14 protein-coding genes and 1 pseudogene are annotated in these 19,714 nt (G+C 37.0%); 7 read left to right on the forward strand and 8 right to left on the reverse strand.

The genetic code is table 11. The annotated features are described in order from the left end of the window. The first annotated feature begins 284 nt into the window (after positions 1-284). Positions 285-2,360 (forward strand): prolyl oligopeptidase family protein, encoded by a 2,076-nt coding sequence (locus RIV7116_RS03795; protein WP_044290742.1) that lies wholly within the window; start codon positions 285-287, stop codon positions 2,358-2,360. A 69-nt stretch (positions 2,361-2,429) separates the two neighbouring features. Here the strand turns inward: RIV7116_RS03795 and RIV7116_RS03800 are convergent, their stop codons facing one another. The 3 genes from RIV7116_RS03800 to RIV7116_RS03810 form a co-directional block, all read right to left on the reverse strand. Then, entirely contained in the window at positions 2,430-4,148 is a 1,719-nt protein-coding gene (locus RIV7116_RS03800) for a DUF262 domain-containing protein (RefSeq protein ID WP_015116946.1), read from the reverse strand. Positions 4,149-4,510: 362 nt separating this feature from the next. Then, complete coding sequence (locus tag RIV7116_RS03805; RefSeq protein ID WP_044290743.1) at positions 4,511-4,795, reverse strand: hypothetical protein; 285 nt, start codon at positions 4,793-4,795, stop codon at positions 4,511-4,513. 486 nt (positions 4,796-5,281) lie between these two features. Further along, complete coding sequence (locus RIV7116_RS03810; RefSeq protein WP_015116947.1) at positions 5,282-6,658, reverse strand: N-acetylmuramoyl-L-alanine amidase; 1,377 nt, start codon at positions 6,656-6,658, stop codon at positions 5,282-5,284. Between the two features lie 252 nt (positions 6,659-6,910). Here RIV7116_RS03810 and dnaG point away from each other — a divergent pair, with 252 nt between their 5' ends. Continuing rightward, complete coding sequence (dnaG, locus tag RIV7116_RS03815; protein WP_015116948.1) at positions 6,911-8,899, forward strand: DNA primase; 1,989 nt, start codon at positions 6,911-6,913, stop codon at positions 8,897-8,899. Positions 8,900-9,316: 417 nt separating this feature from the next. On the opposite strand, the gene RIV7116_RS03820 is transcribed toward dnaG, so the two are convergent. Continuing rightward, positions 9,317-9,820 (reverse strand): pentapeptide repeat-containing protein, encoded by a 504-nt coding sequence (locus RIV7116_RS03820; protein ID WP_015116949.1) that lies wholly within the window; start codon positions 9,818-9,820, stop codon positions 9,317-9,319. 16 nt (positions 9,821-9,836) lie between these two features. Between RIV7116_RS03820 and RIV7116_RS03825 the strand changes: the two genes are divergently transcribed. Next, the gene (locus RIV7116_RS03825; protein ID WP_015116950.1) at positions 9,837-10,295 is read left to right on the forward strand and encodes a YraN family protein; all 459 of its coding nucleotides are present in this window, start codon (positions 9,837-9,839) and stop codon (positions 10,293-10,295) included. A gap of 84 nt (positions 10,296-10,379) precedes the next feature. Here the strand turns inward: RIV7116_RS03825 and RIV7116_RS03830 are convergent, their stop codons facing one another. Beyond that, the gene (locus RIV7116_RS03830; protein ID WP_015116951.1) at positions 10,380-10,769 is read right to left on the reverse strand and encodes a hypothetical protein; all 390 of its coding nucleotides are present in this window, start codon (positions 10,767-10,769) and stop codon (positions 10,380-10,382) included. Between the two features lie 258 nt (positions 10,770-11,027). Between RIV7116_RS03830 and queA the strand changes: the two genes are divergently transcribed. Both queA and RIV7116_RS03840 read left to right on the forward strand, forming a co-directional pair. After that, positions 11,028-12,209 carry a tRNA preQ1(34) S-adenosylmethionine ribosyltransferase-isomerase QueA gene (gene queA, locus RIV7116_RS03835; RefSeq protein ID WP_015116952.1) on the forward strand — a complete coding sequence of 394 codons (1,182 nt, stop codon included), beginning with the start codon at positions 11,028-11,030 and terminating at the stop codon, positions 12,207-12,209. Between the two features lie 242 nt (positions 12,210-12,451). Beyond that, entirely contained in the window at positions 12,452-13,564 is a 1,113-nt protein-coding gene (locus RIV7116_RS03840) for a tetratricopeptide repeat protein (protein WP_015116953.1), read from the forward strand. A 282-nt stretch (positions 13,565-13,846) separates the two neighbouring features. Here the strand turns inward: RIV7116_RS03840 and RIV7116_RS03845 are convergent, their stop codons facing one another. Continuing rightward, positions 13,847-14,323 carry an MEKHLA domain-containing protein gene (locus RIV7116_RS03845; RefSeq protein WP_015116954.1) on the reverse strand — a complete coding sequence of 159 codons (477 nt, stop codon included), beginning with the start codon at positions 14,321-14,323 and terminating at the stop codon, positions 13,847-13,849. Positions 14,324-14,728: 405 nt separating this feature from the next. On the opposite strand from RIV7116_RS03845, the gene RIV7116_RS03850 reads away from it, so the two are divergent. After that, positions 14,729-16,453: an ATP-binding protein gene (locus RIV7116_RS03850; protein WP_015116956.1), complete on the forward strand. Its 1,725-nt coding sequence runs from the start codon at positions 14,729-14,731 to the stop codon at positions 16,451-16,453. 211 nt (positions 16,454-16,664) lie between these two features. Here the strand turns inward: RIV7116_RS03850 and RIV7116_RS37470 are convergent. Then, positions 16,665-17,267 (reverse strand): annotated as a pseudogene (locus RIV7116_RS37470) (Rid family detoxifying hydrolase); the annotation flags it as partial. A gap of 211 nt (positions 17,268-17,478) precedes the next feature. Continuing rightward, complete coding sequence (locus tag RIV7116_RS03860; RefSeq protein ID WP_015116957.1) at positions 17,479-17,907, reverse strand: NUDIX hydrolase; 429 nt, start codon at positions 17,905-17,907, stop codon at positions 17,479-17,481. A 135-nt stretch (positions 17,908-18,042) separates the two neighbouring features. Here RIV7116_RS03860 and malQ point away from each other — a divergent pair, with 135 nt between their 5' ends. Beyond that, entirely contained in the window at positions 18,043-19,551 is a 1,509-nt protein-coding gene (malQ, locus tag RIV7116_RS03865) for a 4-alpha-glucanotransferase (protein WP_015116958.1), read from the forward strand. Positions 19,552-19,714 lie beyond the last annotated feature (163 nt).

Genomic DNA, 19,714 nt, shown 5'->3' on the forward strand with positions numbered 1-19,714 from the left:
CCTGTAAAATTAACGCGATCGAGCAGTAAAAGCTGCGGGTTTTGTATCAAGTAGATATTGATATTTTTACGATAAACAACGAAAATATTAGAATTTTCACTCTTATGTATATGATTGAAAAACCTTATGGACGATAGCGTACTATAGGTATGTTTGAAATTCAACGCAATTTCTGGATGAACAAACTGTTTAAGCGTTTACTTAAATTTATAGTTATCTTCTTGACAACTGTTCTTGCTTGCACATTTTTGTACCATGTAACAGTACCTTCATCTCAAGAAAACATGAGTACTCAAGCAAAACTAAACTATCCAGTCAGCCGTAAAGTAGAACAAGTTGATAATTATCACGGTACTGAAGTTGTAGATTATTACCGTTGGTTGGAAAATCCTGATTCTAAAGATACTATTGCTTGGGTAGAAGCGCAAAACAAAATTACTTTCGATTATTTAGAGCAAATCTCGGCTAGAGATGATATAAAAAAGCGTTTGACAAAATTATGGGATTATGAAAAATACGGCGTTCCTTTTCAAGAAGGAAGTCGTTATTTTTATTTTAAGAATGATGGTTTACAAAATCAAAGCGTTTTGTATACCTTAAAAAATCTTGAAGACGAGCCAAAAGTTTTATTAAATCCGAATAAGCTTTCTGAAGATGGTACCGTTGCACTTTCTGGAATATCTATCAGCGAAGATGGACAATATTTAGCTTACGGTATATCAATTGCTGGTTCTGATTGGCAAGAGTGGAAGGTAAGAAATATCGAAACAGGCGAAGATTTAGAAGACAATTTAAAGTGGATTAAGTTTTCTGGCGCTTCTTGGACTAACGATAGCCAAGGCTTTTTCTACAGTCGCTACGACGAACCAAACGAAAAAACGAAGTTAGAAGACGTTAATTACTATCAAAAGCTTTATTATCATCAAATTGGTACATCACAATCACAAGACACTTTAATTTACGAACGTTCTGACGAGAAAGAATGGGGTTTTAACGGTAATGTTACAGAAGATGGACGTTATTTAATCATTTCAGTTTGGTTGGGTACTGATTCTAAAAACTTAGTTTTTTACAAGGATTTAAGCAATCCATCAAGCGAAGTTGTTGAATTGATAAGTGAATTTGAATCAGCTTATAGCTTTATCGATAATGACGAGAATCTATTCTATTTTCAAACCGATTTAAATGCTCCACTAGGGAGAGTAATTGGCATAAATATTAAAAAGGCAGAACCGAAAAACTGGCAAGAAATAATTCCTCAAACTCAAGAAACATTGGAAAGTGTCGGTACGCTTAACAATCAATTTGTCGCCGAATATCTTAAAGATGCTCGCAGTCAAATCAAAATTTTTGAAATCAATGGCAATTTTGTCAGAGAAGTTGAATTACCAGGTATAGGTTCCGTAGGTGGTTTTAGTGGTAAACGAACCGACACCGAAACATTTTATATATTCACCAGCTATACGACACCAGGAACTATCTACCGCTACGATATGGTAACGGGTAAAAGTACCGTATTTCGCGAGCCTCAAGTAGATTTTAACGCCGATAATTACGAAACTAAACAGATATTTTATCAGAGCAAAGATGGTACTCAAGTACCGATGTTTATCGTCCATAAAAAGGGAATTAAATTAGATGGAAATAACCCTACATTCCTTTACGGTTACGGTGGTTTTAACGTCTCTTTAACACCTAGCTTCTCAGTCAGCAGCTTAATATGGATGGAAATGGGTGGAGTTTACGTAGTCGCAAATATTCGTGGCGGTGGTGAATACGGTGAAGAATGGCATCAAGCGGGAATGAAAGATAAAAAACAAAATGTATTTGATGACTTTATTGCAGGGGCAGAATGGTTGATAGATAACGGTTATACCAAGTCTGAAAAATTAGCGATCGCCGGAGGTAGCAATGGTGGATTATTAGTTGGAGCCTGCATGACACAGCGTCCAGATTTATTCGGTGCAGCGTTACCAGCAGTTGGGGTACTAGACATGTTACGTTTTCATAAATTTACCATCGGTTGGGCATGGGTTCCCGAATACGGCTCCTCAGAAAACCCCGAAGAATTCAAAACGCTTTATGCTTATTCACCACTACATAACTTGAAGCCAGGTACAGCTTATCCCGCAACATTAATAACAACAGCAGATCATGACGATAGAGTAGTACCCGCACATAGCTTTAAATTTGCCGCAGCATTACAAGCAGCCCATGACGGAGAAGCACCAGTATTAATAAGAATTGAAACAAAAGCTGGACATGGAGCCGGTAAACCTACAGCGAAAATTATTGAAGAGGTTGCGGATAAATGGGCATTTTTGGTGAAGACATTGGGGATTGATGAAGTGAAGTTTTAGTTTGTAGATGTAGGGTGCGTTATTGACATTTGTTATAACGCACCGTAAATCTAAGTGTTATAAAACCATTTATCTTACCCATATCTTGAGAGCTATTTTAGCTAAATCTTCAGCACGAGTTTTAATAGTTGATTCGTTCCAAGTATCCATTTTATGAAAGTGTCGATTCAAAGTTACATTGCTTTCCCTTAATAGATTAACTTTTTCCTCAAAAGGTTTATTCGATAACTCAGGATTGTAACCAGTTAAAGTCAGATTACCCAAAGTATGCAGCCATTTCTTATGGATAGCAGCATGACTTACTCCCAAAGATGTTTTCCACTCTTTTCTAAGTTTTTGAGGCATGATATGTTCAATCTGTAGCCGATCAAAAACAACTACCTCTTTAGTTTGATGTTCTTCTAAAGTCTCCAAAATCAATTTAGCCCGGTCTCTATAAGTGGAAGTTTTCGGGTATATCTCTGTATTAATAATTCCTTCCCGAAAAGCTTCATCATCGGGAAAAATCTTAGTCTTATCGTAATTTGTGAGTACTTTACGCAAACCTTCTAAAATACTCTTTGATTTTGTTTTATCAACCTCCTTATATAAATTATCAAATACTTTACCTAAAGTTGAAGGAGAAACTTTAGTAAATAAACGACGTACAAAATAAGATTCGAGGTAGCGTAATATAGCTTCAAATTCTTCTAAAGACAATTCACCATCATCATATTTTTCGTAAATGCTTAAAATAAAAATCTGACATGTTGAAAAATCCAATCGCTTTAATCTGCGGAATCGTATATTTAACTTATCTTCAGGTTCTACAACATAAAAATTCATTCGCTGGTAGTATTCAACAAACTTAAGCAGTTTACTTAATTCAGATTTAAACTCCTGATGATTAGCGCACCTATCAAAACATTTTTTCAACTCTTGATAAACGCTTTTTTCACTAATTGAATCTCCCTTCCTACGAAAATAAAACCAAATTGCTTTGGTTAACTCATCAGAGGATGATACTTTACTAGCTTTACTTTTAGGAGATTGTATTTCTGTATGGAACTGTTCCTCAACAGGTCGCCATTGTTTTTTATATACTTCATCACGTTCATTTTCAGGTAATTTCATAAATACATAATTTCTGATTAAATCTGCTTGTGTAAGTTCTTCTCCCTTATTATTTAAGCTTTCAAAAATCAAATATGGATTGTCACTATCTTCAGTGGTAATATTAACCAAAGTTAAACGTTCAAGAATTAAATTATGAAATTGAATATATTCAATTTCTAAATCCATTCCTGGATTCTTTAACTTTTTCTCAAAGAATTTATAGGCTTCGTAAATTTTTCCTTCTTTTTTCAAATTTTTAATATTCTTATAGGAATCAACTATACTCTGATAAATCTGACAGTCAGATTGTGTAGGTAAAACCTTATAATATTTGCTACCCTCTTCGTATTTATTAATTAAATAAAGTTCATGTATTTTCTCAGCTATCTTCGGTTCGTTTTTCTTCAGATGATTTCTAACAACTGCTAATAAAATAGTTAACGTAGTTAAACGTTGCTGACCATCTATAACTAAGTAAGGAGATATACTTCCAGGAGTTCCATTTACAGCTTGAGTTACGATAGGTCCCAAGAAATAAGACCCTTCAAACTGCTCCTCATACAGATTAATCAAGTCGTTCCACAGTACTTCCCAATTTTCCTCCTTCCAGGAGTAAGGTCTTTGGAAAAGCGGTATTTGATACTGTACGCTACAGTCAAGCAAACGACGAAGACTAATCTGATTTACCTGCATATGAATTCTGTTATTATGCTTTGTTCTATACGGTGGTATACATTTTTCTGCCAAGTAATAGATATAACATTAATAGCCTATTTATTGATACACCATTTACTTCTTAGTTGCGCGTCTAAGTTATTCTTATCTAGAATATGACAGTTAGTGGGTTAGGTACTTTGAAAATCATAATTGAGACTAAGTATTGCGCCTGGAGTGCTGTACCCAAAATTTTTATCCGTATATCACAAAATTTTGAATTCAAAGCTTATCTACAAACATAAAGTTGGGTTACGACACGATTAACATAGATTTTTTACCCACACAGTTTTTTGTCGTGTCTAACCCAACCTACTGAATTCATTAATTTTTATTCAATTTTAAAACCTTTTATCAACAATATTTTGATATATTGCGAAATCTTCTTGCCAAAGTTCAAGCAATTGATTTATGCATCTTAATTTCTCTACTACTGTATTACCATCTAGTTCATAAGGAAAATTACCACAGAACAGAACACCGGATTGCAGATAACTATCTGAATTCCGTAACCTAAAATCATCTATTTTCAGGTCAAAATTTTTGCCTTTCAAAGTATAAGCTAAACTCAAAGATGCTCTTAAAGGTTCGTCGCTAACTTCTTTCCAATCACTATTAACAAGCAATGTATTTGGGATGTAATGACAAAAAGGATGATTTTCTTTTTCAAAAGTGACAAAACTATTAAAATTAATTTCTGCACCTTGATAACTCAGTCTAGATAAGATGTTAACCCATTTACTTGCGAAACCCGGTACTTTGACATCATCAATGTTTGTAGTATCAAGACATTCAGAGAAAGTTACAGTACCAACATCGGCTGAAATATAAACTTCATTAGTAAATACAACATTTCCACTTTGAGCATCTATTTCAGGAGGTTTTGCAAATTCCCATTATTCTAGAATAATTCGACTTTATCTCAAAAAATTTGATGTCATGAAAGCAGGTAGAATCTCCCCAGCAAAGAAACTAATTGCTAATTGCTGAAATTCGATAATTGGTTTTGGTTTCATATAAGAAAAACTATATTATCACCAAACTTTTATGTGATTGTCATCCTTGTTTGTCGTCCCAATACTTAATGAGAATTGAAAATTACTAAAGTATCCCTACAACAACCCCGCCGACTCATACAACCGCTTCACCAACGCCACAATTTTCTCTCCATACTGCAAATCTGCTTCCCATCTCCCCGATAAATCAGTCACTAATGGCGCTATACCTCTTGTCACAAACCTAAATCTGGGGTCTACATTTTCCTCAGCTAAAGGTTCCAAACTCGCGTAAGCTTTCAAATGCTGAATATGAGCGCGAACTCCAATCCTAGCGCTAGGGAAAGTAGCTACTTCGTTCCCTCCACCAATTGTTGCTAACCCGGCAAAATTATTCTGCTGTGGTGCGATATCGTCCCCAAATCGTAAAAATCCGGTTTCCAAACACATCTGACAAAAAGCAATATCGTGATTCACTCCCTCTATAGCTGCTTCTTCGCGATAGAGTTTTGGTATATCGGGAAACTTCACCAAAGCATCTTGATTGTTATCTCTTAAAAATATTTGTAGCTGCACTTCTGAAGTTGTACCCCTGGACATAATTTGAGTCATTTGACCGGGACAAATTGCTAAGTTTGAACGTAAAACTACGGTTCGTGTCGCAGCATCCCAACCAATTGATACATTAAATTCTCTTAATTCAATAGCTTTGACGTAAACTATTCTGCGGTAGCTTAAACGACGTACATTCTCAGCTTTTGATAAATCAATTCTTAATCTATCTACCAAATCTATGGGAATATAAGCATTACCGTTAACTACTATTCCTTGCTCGGGATAGCTTTGACCGTTAATTTTAATATTTACTGAGGGATAACTAGGTTGAGGTGTAGGAGGAGGAGTTTCGGCAGGAGCAGGGGTAGAACCGGGGTCAATTGCACGCGCCCAAGCTGCTATTCCATCTGCTATGCCCACGGCAAATTCCCGACGACGACTTTGTAGTAAAGCCCGATCGTCCGGACTGCTCAAGAAAATCACCTGCATTAAAAGAGAGGCGATCGCTACTTCCCGAGTAAACATCAATCGCCCCATGCCAGTAGAAGTGTCCGGCTTCACCCCCCGACTATTTATTTGCGGAACTCTTCTTAAAAGCCCCATCAACAACATCTCGGCATTGCCTTTACGAACTTCATTATTAGCAATGTAGTAAACGCTAGCGCCGTTTACAGCAGGGCTAGCAGCAGCATCGGCATGAATTTCCACCGCCACATCATTACGACGAGCGCGAGAATTAATCCATTGAATACTAGCTCTGGCGCTCAAAGAATCCGGTACCGAAAGAACCTCAAACCCACGCGCCCTTAATTCCGTTAAAATTAAATCCCGGAGGAAAATCATTTCCTTGGCTTCAGTTGTGCCCCCAGCAACAGAACCTGGATCAATTCCACCAGCTTCCTTACCTCCGTGCCCTGCCGAAATAAAAATACGTCCCATTATAAGTATTTCCTCTGAATAAAAGTTATCGTAAAAGATTGTTTACAACATTATTGGTCATCGCGACAAGCATATAATAATGTTTTGGGAATTGGGGATTGGTAATTGGTAATTGCGAATTGGTAATTGGATATGAAAAACAAGAAGGGAGTTGTTCGGCTCCCACTACAAATGTTTTTATAGTTATTAGCTCTTAACTCCTAACTGCTCACTGCTCACTGTTCACTGTTCACTGTTCACTGTTCACTGATTATGCAAATCCCACGCTTGCACCAAGACACTATAGATGAAGTTAAACACAGGGCAGATATTGTTGATGTAATTTCGGAACGTGTTGTTTTACGCAAGCGTGGTAAGGATTTTTTGGGTTTGTGTCCTTTCCATAATGAAAAAACCCCTAGTTTCAGCGTCAGCCCTAGCAAGCAGATGTATTTCTGTTTTGGTTGTCAAGCTGGGGGAAATGTTTTCAAGTTTATGATGGAGTTGGATAAGCGTTCTTTTGCTGATGTTGTATTGGATTTGGCAAGACGCTATCAGGTACCCGTACAAACTTTAGAACCCGAACAGCGACAGGAATTACAGCGCAAAATATCGGAACGCAATCAAATATATGAAATTCTTGAGGTGGCTTCGCGTTTTTATCAACATGCTTTATGGCAACCGTCGGGGGAAGCTGCGCTGCTATATCTCCAGCAGCAGCGTCAGTTAAAGGATGAAACTATCAAGGAATTTCAGTTAGGTTATGCTCCGGTTGGTTGGGAAATTTTATACCGTTATTTAGTAGAAGATAAACATTATCCGGTACAGTTATTAGAAAAAGCTGGTTTAACTAAACCTCGCTCTGAAGGTAGGGGTTTTTATGATACTTTTCGCAACCGTTTAATGATTCCCATTCACGATATCACCGGGAAGGTAATTGGTTTCGGTGGCAGAACTTTAGGGGAAGATAAACCAAAGTATTTAAATTCTCCGGAAACGGAGGTTTTTAATAAGGGCAAAACTTTATTTGGTTTAGATAAAGCGAAAGATGGTATTTCTCAATTTGACCAAGCTGTTGTTGTTGAGGGATACTTTGATGTTATAGCCCTCCATGCTGTAGGAATTACTAATGTTGTGGCTTCTTTGGGTACTGCTTTAAGTATTGAACAGGTACGTTTAGCAATGCGTTACAGCGATTCTAAGCAGTTAATTCTCAATTTTGATGCCGATAAAGCTGGCAATATCGCCGCACAAAGAGCAATTGGTGAAGTTGCCGATTTGGCTTATAAAGGAGAAGTTCAGCTGAAGATTTTAAATATTCCTGACGGAAAAGATGCCGATGAATATTTATTTAATAATAGTTCGGAAGATTATCAGCAACTGTTAGCAAAAGCACCTTTATGGTTGGATTGGCAAATAGAACAAATTACTAAAGATGCCGATTTGAGACAAGCTACAGATTTTCAAAAATCCTGTCAGCAAATGGTCAAGTTATTAAAGAATATAGCTAATCCCGATACGCGAAATTATTATGTTTCTCGCTGTGCAGAAATATTAAGTTTGGGAGATGCTCAACTTATTGCCTTACGAGCAGAAAATTTATTAACTCAAATTTCCCCTGCTAGCAATCGGCAGTGGAAAGGAAATTCTCAGAATAATAAAAATTATAAAAGTTATAAAAACAATCAAAATAATTATTCATCTTCTAAAGATTATCAAAATCACCAAGAAGATAGTTCGAGTAACGTTATCAATACGATTGCTAAAACCGAACATAGCCTATTAGAAAAGGCAGAAGGTTTATTATTATTAATTTACCTACATTCTCCAGAATATCGTCAAACTATTAGCAATGACTTAGAAGAAAATAATTTACAATTTAGCTTATCTCATCATAGATTTTTATGGCAGCAAATTGTAGATATTTGGGATAATAACTCCTCAGCAGAATTAATTTCAACCTTACAAGATAGATATTTAGAATTCCCCGAACAAATGGAAATGATTTCCCATTTATTCCATTTGAGTGAAGCAGCCCAAAAACAAATAATTCGTACTCCCCAAGTTATTTTAAGAGCAACTTTGAGTATGGAAAGAGTATTGCGAGAAAAACGCTACCGTCATTTTCGCGAACTTTGGGAAAGAACAGATCCAGAAATTGAACCAGAACAATGGAAATCCTATTATCAAGCTTTTATGGCTGAAAAGCAGCGACTGGGTGAATTAGATAAACAACGATGTTTTAATGTGGGAGAATTTTAATTAATTTTGGTGATTTCTTATTTTAGGGGGTGTTATATCGTATTCGGTTAAACAGTTATCATATCTGTGGGGGTTGGTAATGGGTAATTGGTAATGGGTAATTGGTAATAAAAAACTATCGAAACCTTCAAGGAATAGTAAGTAATTAGCCGGACTTTATATTACGACTAAAAATCATTCTGTTGAAGTCAAGTAAATTAACATTACCGTAACGCACCATTTAATGATAATAACAACGATACGCTACTGTAATTTTTCATTTAAAAAACTACTTTGGATTTTGAATTATTAAATTTAATTGTATTTAGGGTGTGTTATGACACCACAGTAATTTTGATTAAAGTACAAAAAAATTTGGTGCGTTGCGCTTTGCGACAACACACCTGACAAACTAAATAAAAGAAGAAATAAAGGCAATTAGGAACAAAATAAAGTATCTCGGGTATCTCTTCCCGTTGTGGGATTAGTACCTTTGGCTAATTTACACAATTTGTCTTGTTCGTCAGCACGTAACAATACATCTGTAAAATCAGCACCATCAATTATTGCACCATCAAATCTAGCATTAGATGCAAAGGCACCTTCTAGTACCGCATTAGTTAAGTCTGCTTTGACTAAACGTGCGGAATCTAATGTCGCATACCTTAAGTTGGCATTTCTCAAATTCGCTGATTCTAAATTAGTCGCAAAAAATCTTACACCTTGCAAATTAGAATTACTAAAGTTGCTATCGCGAAGATTTGCTTTGGTAAAACTCGAATCAGTCAAGTCTTGCCCGGAGAAATCCGCTTCGATTAATATTTCTTTGTTGTAATCTAGTGCAAAAGCTGGGGGAGTTAAATTTAATGGCATACAAGCCATCCCCCAAAACAATAAGCTAACTATAGTTACGATTATCCAGTTGCTTTTAGTCAAAATCATGATAAATTAACTGCTCATGGCAAACCATTCTTCCTCACATTATCCCGATATCGGTGCTTTAGGTGAAGACCTAGTAACGCAATGGCTGGAATCTAATAGTTGGTTAATTCTGCATCGTCGCTGGCGCTGTCGTTGGGGAGAAATCGATATTATTGCACAAAGGGAAGATGATTCCGGTACCGCTATATTAATTTTTGTGGAAGTAAAAACCCGTTCTGCGGGAAGCTGGGATGCAGGAGGAAGAATGGCGATCGCGCCTTCAAAGCAAGTTAAGTTATGTCGCACTGCCGCGATGTTTCTAACAAATTTTCCTGAAAAAGCAGACTATCCCTGTCGATTTGATGTAGCTATTGTTTGCTGTCAGAGAAAAATAACCAGGACAAATGCAATCTTTAGCTTATCGGCATCGGGATACTATTTAACATTGCAAGAATACATTCAAGCAGCATTTGAATATTCAATTGACAACCAGTAATATTAGTGGTATATACAAAAACATTAATTACCGACTATCAATAAATAATTACTCAGTTGTAATAGCAAGGCATAGCAGCAATTATTATGCCAGGGTTTCCGGGCAATAGCCCAATCCTCTGACGAATTGTTGTCGGAAAGCTTCAATTTCTTCTTTGTCGGGGCTGCCATGAGACACAATCGCCACTTGGTAGCGTCGCATAACCTCAACTGGATTCTGTTGCGCTTCTAAACTCCACAGTGCCATTTGCACCCGCATTGGAGGTTCGTAGCGGATTCCTAGTTCGTTTAAGAAAGCCCGAATATCACCATCTTCATTATTGCTAATCGGATAATCGAGCTTGACTCTAACCACCCAACCATCTATTTGATGAATTACGGTGATGAAGGAAACAGGTATGCGTGGTCTAGCGTGCAAATATTGAACTACTCTCAAGGTCAAACTGGCATTCGCCAGATAATACAAGTATTCCATCTTGGTGCTTAGGATCAAAGCCAATTTTACATCTCTATTATTGATATATAGAGCTATGCATTCGGTAGGGTAAAAGCCCCCGTTTTTAGATGGGGAGGTTTACCCAATTTTTATTTTTTGTTTTGCGTATTACTTAAAATTTATTATTATTCAACATGCTCAATCTTACTTAGGGCTAATAGTCTAGATTTCATTTATAAACTACAATCCCAATTTTTTTTGTTAAGAAACTCTGAATAAATGTAGCGACTACCAATTATGGCAATATCTAATTCTTCCAACCCGCAAAGCAACACATCGCAAAGCGTTTACTCTTCCAATCAAGATAGCACACATATTAATTTAGATGTTTCCCTCGACGGATACGACTACCATTTGCCTCCCGAATTCATTGCTCAAAACCCTGCGGTTCCCAGAGATAGTTCTCGGTTGTTGGTAGTAGATTCTCTAGACACTGGTATAAAAAGTATACCAAGTCATCATGTTTTTCGAGATTTATCGGTAATACTTCGTCCGCAGGACTTATTAGTGATGAATGATACAAAAGTAATACCGGCGAGACTTTACGGACGTAAATCTACGGGAGCGCAGGTAGAAGTTTTACTATTGGAAGAAAAACATGTTGATTGTTGGTTGGCTTTAGTGAAGCCGGGAAAGCGGTTTAAAAAAGGTAGCGAAATAATTTTTGAAACGAAAAGAGAAAATTCGCAACAGAATTGTAAAAAATTAGTTGCAACGGTTTTGGAGACAGACGAAGCTACTGGAGGAAGATTATTGCAATTTGATGTTCCTGCGGGAATGTCTTTGATACAGCTATTAGAAGACTTTGGTGAAGTGCCTTTACCGCCCTACATTAGTGCAAGTGAAGCAGAAAGCGGGCAATACCAGACAGTTTACGCACAAAATCCCGGAGCAGTTGCAGCACCTACAGCAGGGCTGCATTTTACCCCGGAGTTATTAGAAAAGCTGGAAGAAAAAGGGATTAATCGAACTTTTGTAACGTTGCATGTGGGAGTAGGGACATTTCGTCCGGTGGAAGTAGAAGATGTAACTACCCATGAAATGCATGGAGAATGGATTGAGATACCGGCGGAAACAGTAGAGAAAATTCGCGAAACGAAAGCTAAAGGTGGAAGAATTATTGCAGTGGGAACTACAGCAGTAAGAGCATTAGAGGGAGCAGCTAAAGCCGGAGAAGCAGAATTACAGCCATTTTGTGGCGAAACCGACTTATTTATATATCCAGGATATGAGTGGAAAGTAGTGGATGGTTTAATTACCAACTTTCATTTACCACGTTCGAGTTTATTGATGCTAGTCAGCGCTTTAATTGGAAGAGAAAGACTGTTAAATATATATCAAGAAGCAATCAAATCCCAATATCGTTTTTATTCCTTCGGCGATGCGATGTTGATATTGCCCGAAGCAGTTAGTGGTTAGTGGTTAGTAGTTGGGAATTGAATATTAGGAATTGGGAGTTGAATTTTCCTGTTCATCAAACAAGCAGGGAGCAAGATGCTTGCACTACTCCTGACTCCTAAATTATTCGCATTACCTATTACCCATTACCCATTACCACTCCAATAAGGAAAAATTTATTGACAATACTGCAATTTTCCCCTTCGCCTTGGGCACCCTAACTTAAACGGCATCTAGTAATTAAGTGCGGGGAGAGCCTAAAAATGTCTCAAAATTTTTTAAATATTCAGCCAAGTATTCAGCGTATGATTCGTGCTTCTGTTCCTTTAATATTTGGCTCCTGTGCTGCGTTGATTGGATTAACTATTGCCGAGTTACCTGCAAGTAGAGTTTGGGCGCAAACTGCTGTTACTCAAGATTTACAAGCTGCTGGTTTGTTTCAGCAAGGGGTGATGCGTTATAACGATGGCGATTTACAAGCTGCTGAATTAGCTTTACGTGCTGCTTTGAGTCGCGATTCTAATCTTGCTTCGGCACGCAATTATTTAGGTAATATCTTTTTACAGCAAAATCGTTTGGATGCAGCCGTACAGGAATACGGGGAAGCGATTCGTCTTAATCCTAATTTGGCTGAAGCTTACTATAATTTGGGTTTAGCATTGCACAAACAAGGGCAAAATGAAGCTGCAATTACTGCTTATCGTCAAGCATTAGTAGTAGAGCCGACAATGGCTAATGCTAACTACAATCTTGGTTTAGCACTGTATCAACAAGGACAAACTGAAGAGGCGATCGCCGCTTATCAGCAATCGATTAATCTTGATAGAAATAATGCTAATGCTTATTTTAATTTAGGTTTGGCTTTACAAGAACAAGGAGATGCAGCTAAAGCAATAATTGCTTATCGCGAAGTTTTGCAGTTGAGTCCTAATAATGCTGCTGCATACAATAACTTAGGTAATTTACTAGTTGCTAGAGGTCAAACTCCTGAAGCAATTGAAACTTATATTCAGGCAATTCGCAAAGTTCCTAATAATCCTTCTGCTTATTATAAATTAGGAGTAGCTTTTTACAAACAAGGAGAATATAAGAAAGCACAGCAAGTTCTCAGACGCGCTCACAAACAATATCGCAAGCAAGGCAATGTTGAGCAAACAGAAGTTATTGAGGAGTTGATGCAAGAAATTATTTCATCTAAGAATAAAAAGCAGCCAGAAGCAGAAACATCAGTCGAAACTTCTCCCGAGTCGGAAGTTGTTATTCCTGATAACAATGAAACCGAAGAAACTTCAGATAATCGTGAATTTGAGTTTTCTCCTGATTCTGCTCCAGAAACAGAAGAAACACCAACTATAACAGAAGATAGTTTTAATTAATTCACAAGGATAATCAAAAAATTATTTTTCGGTTTTCATAACATATATAACAATATCCATAAACCTGGTTTTCGATAAAACCGGGTTTTTCAATTTAATCTTAATCAAAATTTTTTTGTATCGCTTTTGCTCGGGAAAATAAAACCGGCGTAGATGTTTATCCCACTTTATTGACGTTGTTTGATACCTGAGAAAAAACAATTAAAAAAAGATAATTAAATCATGATTTTATTCAGCTTATTTCCAACATCAATTTACTAAGATATATTCCTTGCTTTTGGTTTACTCAATAAATTTGTAATTAGAAAACATAGCAGCTTGCCCGCAATATTGTTTTTTTGCGTTTAATAAGTTCCATAGGATACCATCTTCTATGTAAAAATGCTTCCCGCTATTAGATATACGAACTCCAGAATAATGGCTTAAACCTGTTTCGATAGTTTCAGCTAAAAGTTTGTTACGTTCTTCTTGAAGTGTATCTTGTACAAATTGACGGGAAGGTTTTGAGGTAAATTCTCCCCAAGAGAATTCCCATAGCTGCAAAGCTTTACGATTACCGTAGTTATAAATCGGGTTATCTTCTATACCGTGAGAGACCAAAACAAAATCCGCTTCAAATAACGCTTTTGCTATATCTGTATCGGAACCCGTACAGTTTAATAAAGTACGACCAGTCAAACGCTCGAAGCTCGACATCATCAGCTGGCTGTGACGTACTATTTTGTCTTGCTCCCAAGGATGAGTATTTTGTGCAATCATTTGAGTTTCTTCTTTTAGTCTTGATTTTATACACAAAACCTATTTGGAAAAGCAACTCATTACATCAAATTTAATATAATATAGAAATTATTGATAATTTATTCAAAAATTTGCTTCAATCAGCGAGTTATTGTTTGCACAAGAGTATTGGCGTTTTGTGGACGGTATGCTCTCAATCTATCTGAGTTTTGAGCTGGCATAGTAATTGAGCCACTGATTTTTTCTTTCTCTTTGAAAAATTCCTTCATAAGAGATTAGATATAGATTAAATATCTAAATATATTTAATAATAAGCTTCATAGCTTAACGTCTTCAACTCTTCTGCTATGTCATATTTAATTTCTATAATTTTGTTCAAAGCAGCATTATCGACAACATTCGGAGATGTGCGGCAGTTGATGTGCAATGAAGACAGTACCTCTAAAATCAGTTATGCGTCAAAATCAGCATCGTATTGTACTTGTTATAGACGATAGTCTCGAAGACACAGAGATTTATCGACGATACCTTGAACAAGATAACAAATACAGTTACACCATACTCGAAGCCGAAACGGGAGAAGAAGGATTAGAGCTATCGCAAAAAAAGCCCGATGCAATTTTATTAGATTTCATGCTACCAGACTTTGATGGTTTGGAACTTCTAGTAGAATTAAAAGCAAAATATTATTTGAAGCATTTACCTATTATCTTACTTACCGGTCATGGAGACGAAACAATAGCTGTAAAAGCTATAAAAGGAGGAGCGCAAGATTATCTTGTCAAAGGAAGAATTACTTCTGAAGGTTTGCGATTCGCTGTAGATAATGCAATCAAAACGGCTGCCTTACAGGCTAAAATCGAACAGCAATCCCAGCGAGAACGTTTAATATTACAAATTACTCAACAAATTCGTCAATCTCTTCAATTAGATCGAATTCTTGATACTACTGTTTCGGAAGTTAGAAAATTTTTGCAAACTGATAGAGTAGTAATTTTCCGCTTTAATAAAGATTGGAGTGGTGCAGCAATTAGTGAATCTGTAGCTCCCGAATATATTTCTATTTTGTCACAAAACATATACGACCCATGTTTTGGTAAAAATTACGTTCAACATTATAAACAAGGACGTATCAGAATTGTATCAGACCTTGATAGCGGAAAACTAAACAAATGCTACGTTAATATGCTGACTCAGTTTCAGGTAAAAGCCAATTTAGTTGTGCCGATTTTGCTCGATGAAGGTTTGTGGGGCTTATTAATTGTTCATCATTGCTCGACAAAGCGAAAATGGCAGCAAATAGAAGTCGAATTACTCGAACAACTTGCAACTCAAGTTAGTATAGCTATCCACCAAGCAGAATTATACAATCAACTCGAACAAGAACTTAACGAGCGCAAACGTAAAGAGGCAGCCTTACTTGAAAGTGAAGATAATTTGCGGCAAATCAATTCTCGTTTGCTAAAAATAACCAATCAATATAAACTGCAAAATCAAGAATTAGACCAGTTTACTTATATAGTTTCTCACGACTTAAAAGCACCGTTGCGAGCAATAGCCAATATATCTACTTGGATTGAAGAAGATTTGGGTCAGCAAGTCGAAACAGAAACCAAGAAAAATCTTAGCATGTTGCGATCGCGATTAAATCACATGCAAAGTTTAATCAATGGTTTATTAGATTATTCCCGAGTCGGAAGAACTCAGATAGCAATAGAAACTATACCCGTAGCAGATTTGCTTGATGAAATCATTAATTCTCTTCAACCGTCATCTGATTTTAATATAGTTATTAGTCCGCAAATGCCTACTTTGCAGGGTAGAAAAATACTTTTACAGCAAGTTTTTGCTAACTTATTGAGTAATGCTATCAAGCATCACGATCGCTCTGACGGAAAAATAGAAATTTCAGTTAAAGATTTAGAAACATGTTATGAATTTAGCATCTCAGATGATGGTCCCGGAATTGCCCCAGAATATCACAATAAAGTTTTTGCTATTTTTCAAACTCTTGAATCCAAATATAAAAGTGATAGTACTGGAATTGGTTTAGCCATCGTGAAAAAGATTGTTGAAAACGAAGGCGGCAAAATTACCTTAGAATCTCAACTAAATCAAGGTACTAAATTCACTTTTACTTGGTTAAAATAATGAATTGGGTAATAGGTAATAGTAATCAAATGAGCGAGCTAAGTATTATTAGTTAACGAGATAATTTCAAACAAAAAAGGTGAGCAAAGCCCACCCTAATAATATATTCGCCAAATCTACTTGTTTATAGAATCAACTTAAAATAGACATATTTCGGAAAAACACGAATATTATTTTCTGTCATAAAAACAACATTAATTCCAACTAAACCTCAAATCATGGCGATACATTCAATTTCGACTAAAACATCTTTTGGTAAACGAGAAACTTCAACACAAGCTCTTGCTGGAGCAGTTTCTTCATCAAAATATTTTGCATAAACTGCATTCACCGCAGCAAAATCACCCATATCTTTTAAAAACACACTCGTCTTAACGACATTTGCAAATGTAGCGCCAGCTTCTGTTAAGATAGCTTCTAAATTACTCATTACCCGCTCTGTTTGCTTCGTAACGTCGTCGGTGTAGACAACATTACCAGCCCTTGGATCTATAGCAATTTGTCCCGCGACAAAAAGCATTTGTCCCGAAGCCACCACAGCTTGATTGTAAGGTCCCACCGGTGCCGGTGCATTATCAGTTTTAATAACTTTACGACTCATAGATACCACCTGAGAAAATTCAGTTTTTCGTTTATGGGATTCTATCTGTGCCTGATATATTTCCCCATCTGGCATTATCGCACCAGTTAGGTCTGCATTTTCAAATGTAGCGCCGTAAATCTTCGCGTTGGTTAAATCGGCTTTTTTTAAATTTGCACCGTTGAGGTTGGCTTTGGTGAGATTACTTCCTTTCAGACTTGCTCTTTCTAAATTCCCTTAAGGATTTAAAATGTATTCCAAGATGTTGGGTTGCACTTCGTTTAACCCAACCTACTAATAACTTATATGATGTCCGGCAAATCACCCATAATATTATTTATTTAGTCCATAACACACCCTACAAAGTAAACCACGCAGGTGGGTTGTATTTGTGTCGCAGGGGTTTCAACCGACAGAAAAACTTCACTACAAAAAATCTAAGATCTTAAATTCTTGGTCTTATCCCATAATTCCGATATCGCCAATAATCTCGCAAAATCTCCGAGTGGTCAAAACATAAATTATCTGGCACATTCCAAGATTCAAAAATTGCTGCATTTTTAGCATCATCACCTGCTTTCGGCTCTCCCTTAGCAGTTGCAATAAATACAATACTTATCGTATGTTTGCGTGCATCCCGTTTGGGATCGGAATAAACATGAAATTGTTCTACTAACTCGACTTCCAAATCAATTTCTTCCAAAGCTTCCCTTCTCGCAGCAGTTTCTACAGCTTCACCGTAATCAACAAAACCGCCGGGAATAGCCCAACCGAAAGGTTCGTGATGACGTTCGATTAATACTATTGGTCGATGTGGTCTGTCAATTAATTCGATGATGATATCTACTGTCGGAGCGGGATTTCGGTAGGTCATAGCAATGGACAATTGGAAATAAGAGAAGGGAAAGAGGGGGGTAGAAAAACTTCGTAATTCTTAACCGCTAACAACTAACAACTAACATTGTGATAAATTCGATTGGATACGCTTTTTCTATAGTTTGGATAATTTATGCCTTTTCCTAGAAGTAGCGGTATTTTGCTTCATCCTACAAGTTTCCCCAGTCGCTTTGGTATTGGCGATTTGGGGCATGAAGCTTACCGTTTTATTGATTTTCTTAAAGATGGTTATCAGCAGTATTGGCAAATTCTACCTTTAGGTCCTACTGGTTTTGGTAATTCTCCTTATATGTGCTATTCAGCTTTAGCGGGCAATCCGCTGTTGATTAGCCCGGATAAGTTGCGGGATGCAGGTTTACTCAGCGATGATGATTTTAACAATCTACCTGAGTTCCCTTTGGATAACGTTGATTATCACCAAGTAGAATCTACCAAAATTCCTTTGTTGAAAAAAGCTTGTTCTAATTTTAAAGCTAATCATAACAAGGAGCAGTTACAGGCTTTTGAGGAATTTTGCTATTCAAAAGCTTATTGGCTGGATGATTATACTTTATTTATGGCGCTTAAGGATAGTACCGGAGGTGCTAGTTGGAATAGCTGGGATAAGGATATTGCCAAGCGCAAACCGAGAGCGATAGAAAAGGCAAAGAAAGAATTAGAAAGTGAAGTTTTTTATCACAAGTTTCTGCAATTCCAATTTTATAGTCAGTGGTCGGAATTAAGAAAATACGCCAATGAATCGGGTGTGGAAATTATTGGCGACATTCCGATTTATGTAGCTCACGATAGCGCCGATGTTTGGGGAAATCCAGAAAATTTTTGCTTGGATAAAGATACTGGAGAAGCTGCGTTAATGGCTGGGGTACCACCAGATTACTTTAGCGCTACCGGTCAATTGTGGGGTAATCCGGTTTACGATTGGAAGCAGTTGGAAAAGCAAAAGTTTAAGTGGTGGGTGCATCGTTTTGAGGCGATGCTCGATTATGTTGATATTATTCGTATCGACCATTTTCGAGGATTTGAATCTTACTGGGCTGTACCTTTAGGTGAAGAAACTGCCGTGAATGGTAAGTGGATAGAAGCACCTGGAAATAAGTTGTTTGAAACTATTAAAAAGCAACTTGGTAGTTTACCCGTATTAGCGGAAGATTTGGGAACTATCACCCCAGAAGTTGAAGCTTTACGGGATAAGTTTGAGTTTCCCGGTATGAAGGTTTTGCAGTTCGCTTTTGGTGGAGATGCTGGCAATCCTTATTTACCTTTTAACGTTCAAGAAAATAATTGTGTAATTTACACCGGAACTCATGATAACGACACTACCGTAGGTTGGTATGAAAAAGCCAACGATGATGAGAAACGTAACTTAAATTTCTATTTAGGTTCTATAAGCCCCGACGGAGTGCATTGGGATCTGATTCGTTTAGCAATGGGTTCGGTTGCTAACGTCGCGATTTTCCCCCTACAGGATATTTTGGGATTGGGTTCTAATGCGAGAATGAATATTCCCTCGTTAGGTGAAGGTAATTGGGAATGGAGATATCGAACTGAAGCGATGAATTCCGAATTATCTCAACGGATGAAGGATTTTGTTCAATTCTTTGGAAGAGCGCCAATCAGTTAACAGTTGTCAGTGAACAGTTGTCAGTGAACAGTTATCAGTGTTTAACGAAGGCGGGTAATACATTGACAAGATGATAGAAACAAGGTTGAGGAAAAAGATAATTAATTCCTAGTTACTCATTACTCATTACTCATTACTCACTGTTCACTGCTCACTGCTCACT

Source organism: Rivularia sp. PCC 7116 (assembly GCF_000316665.1).
GTDB lineage: Bacteria > Cyanobacteriota > Cyanobacteriia > Cyanobacteriales > Nostocaceae > Rivularia.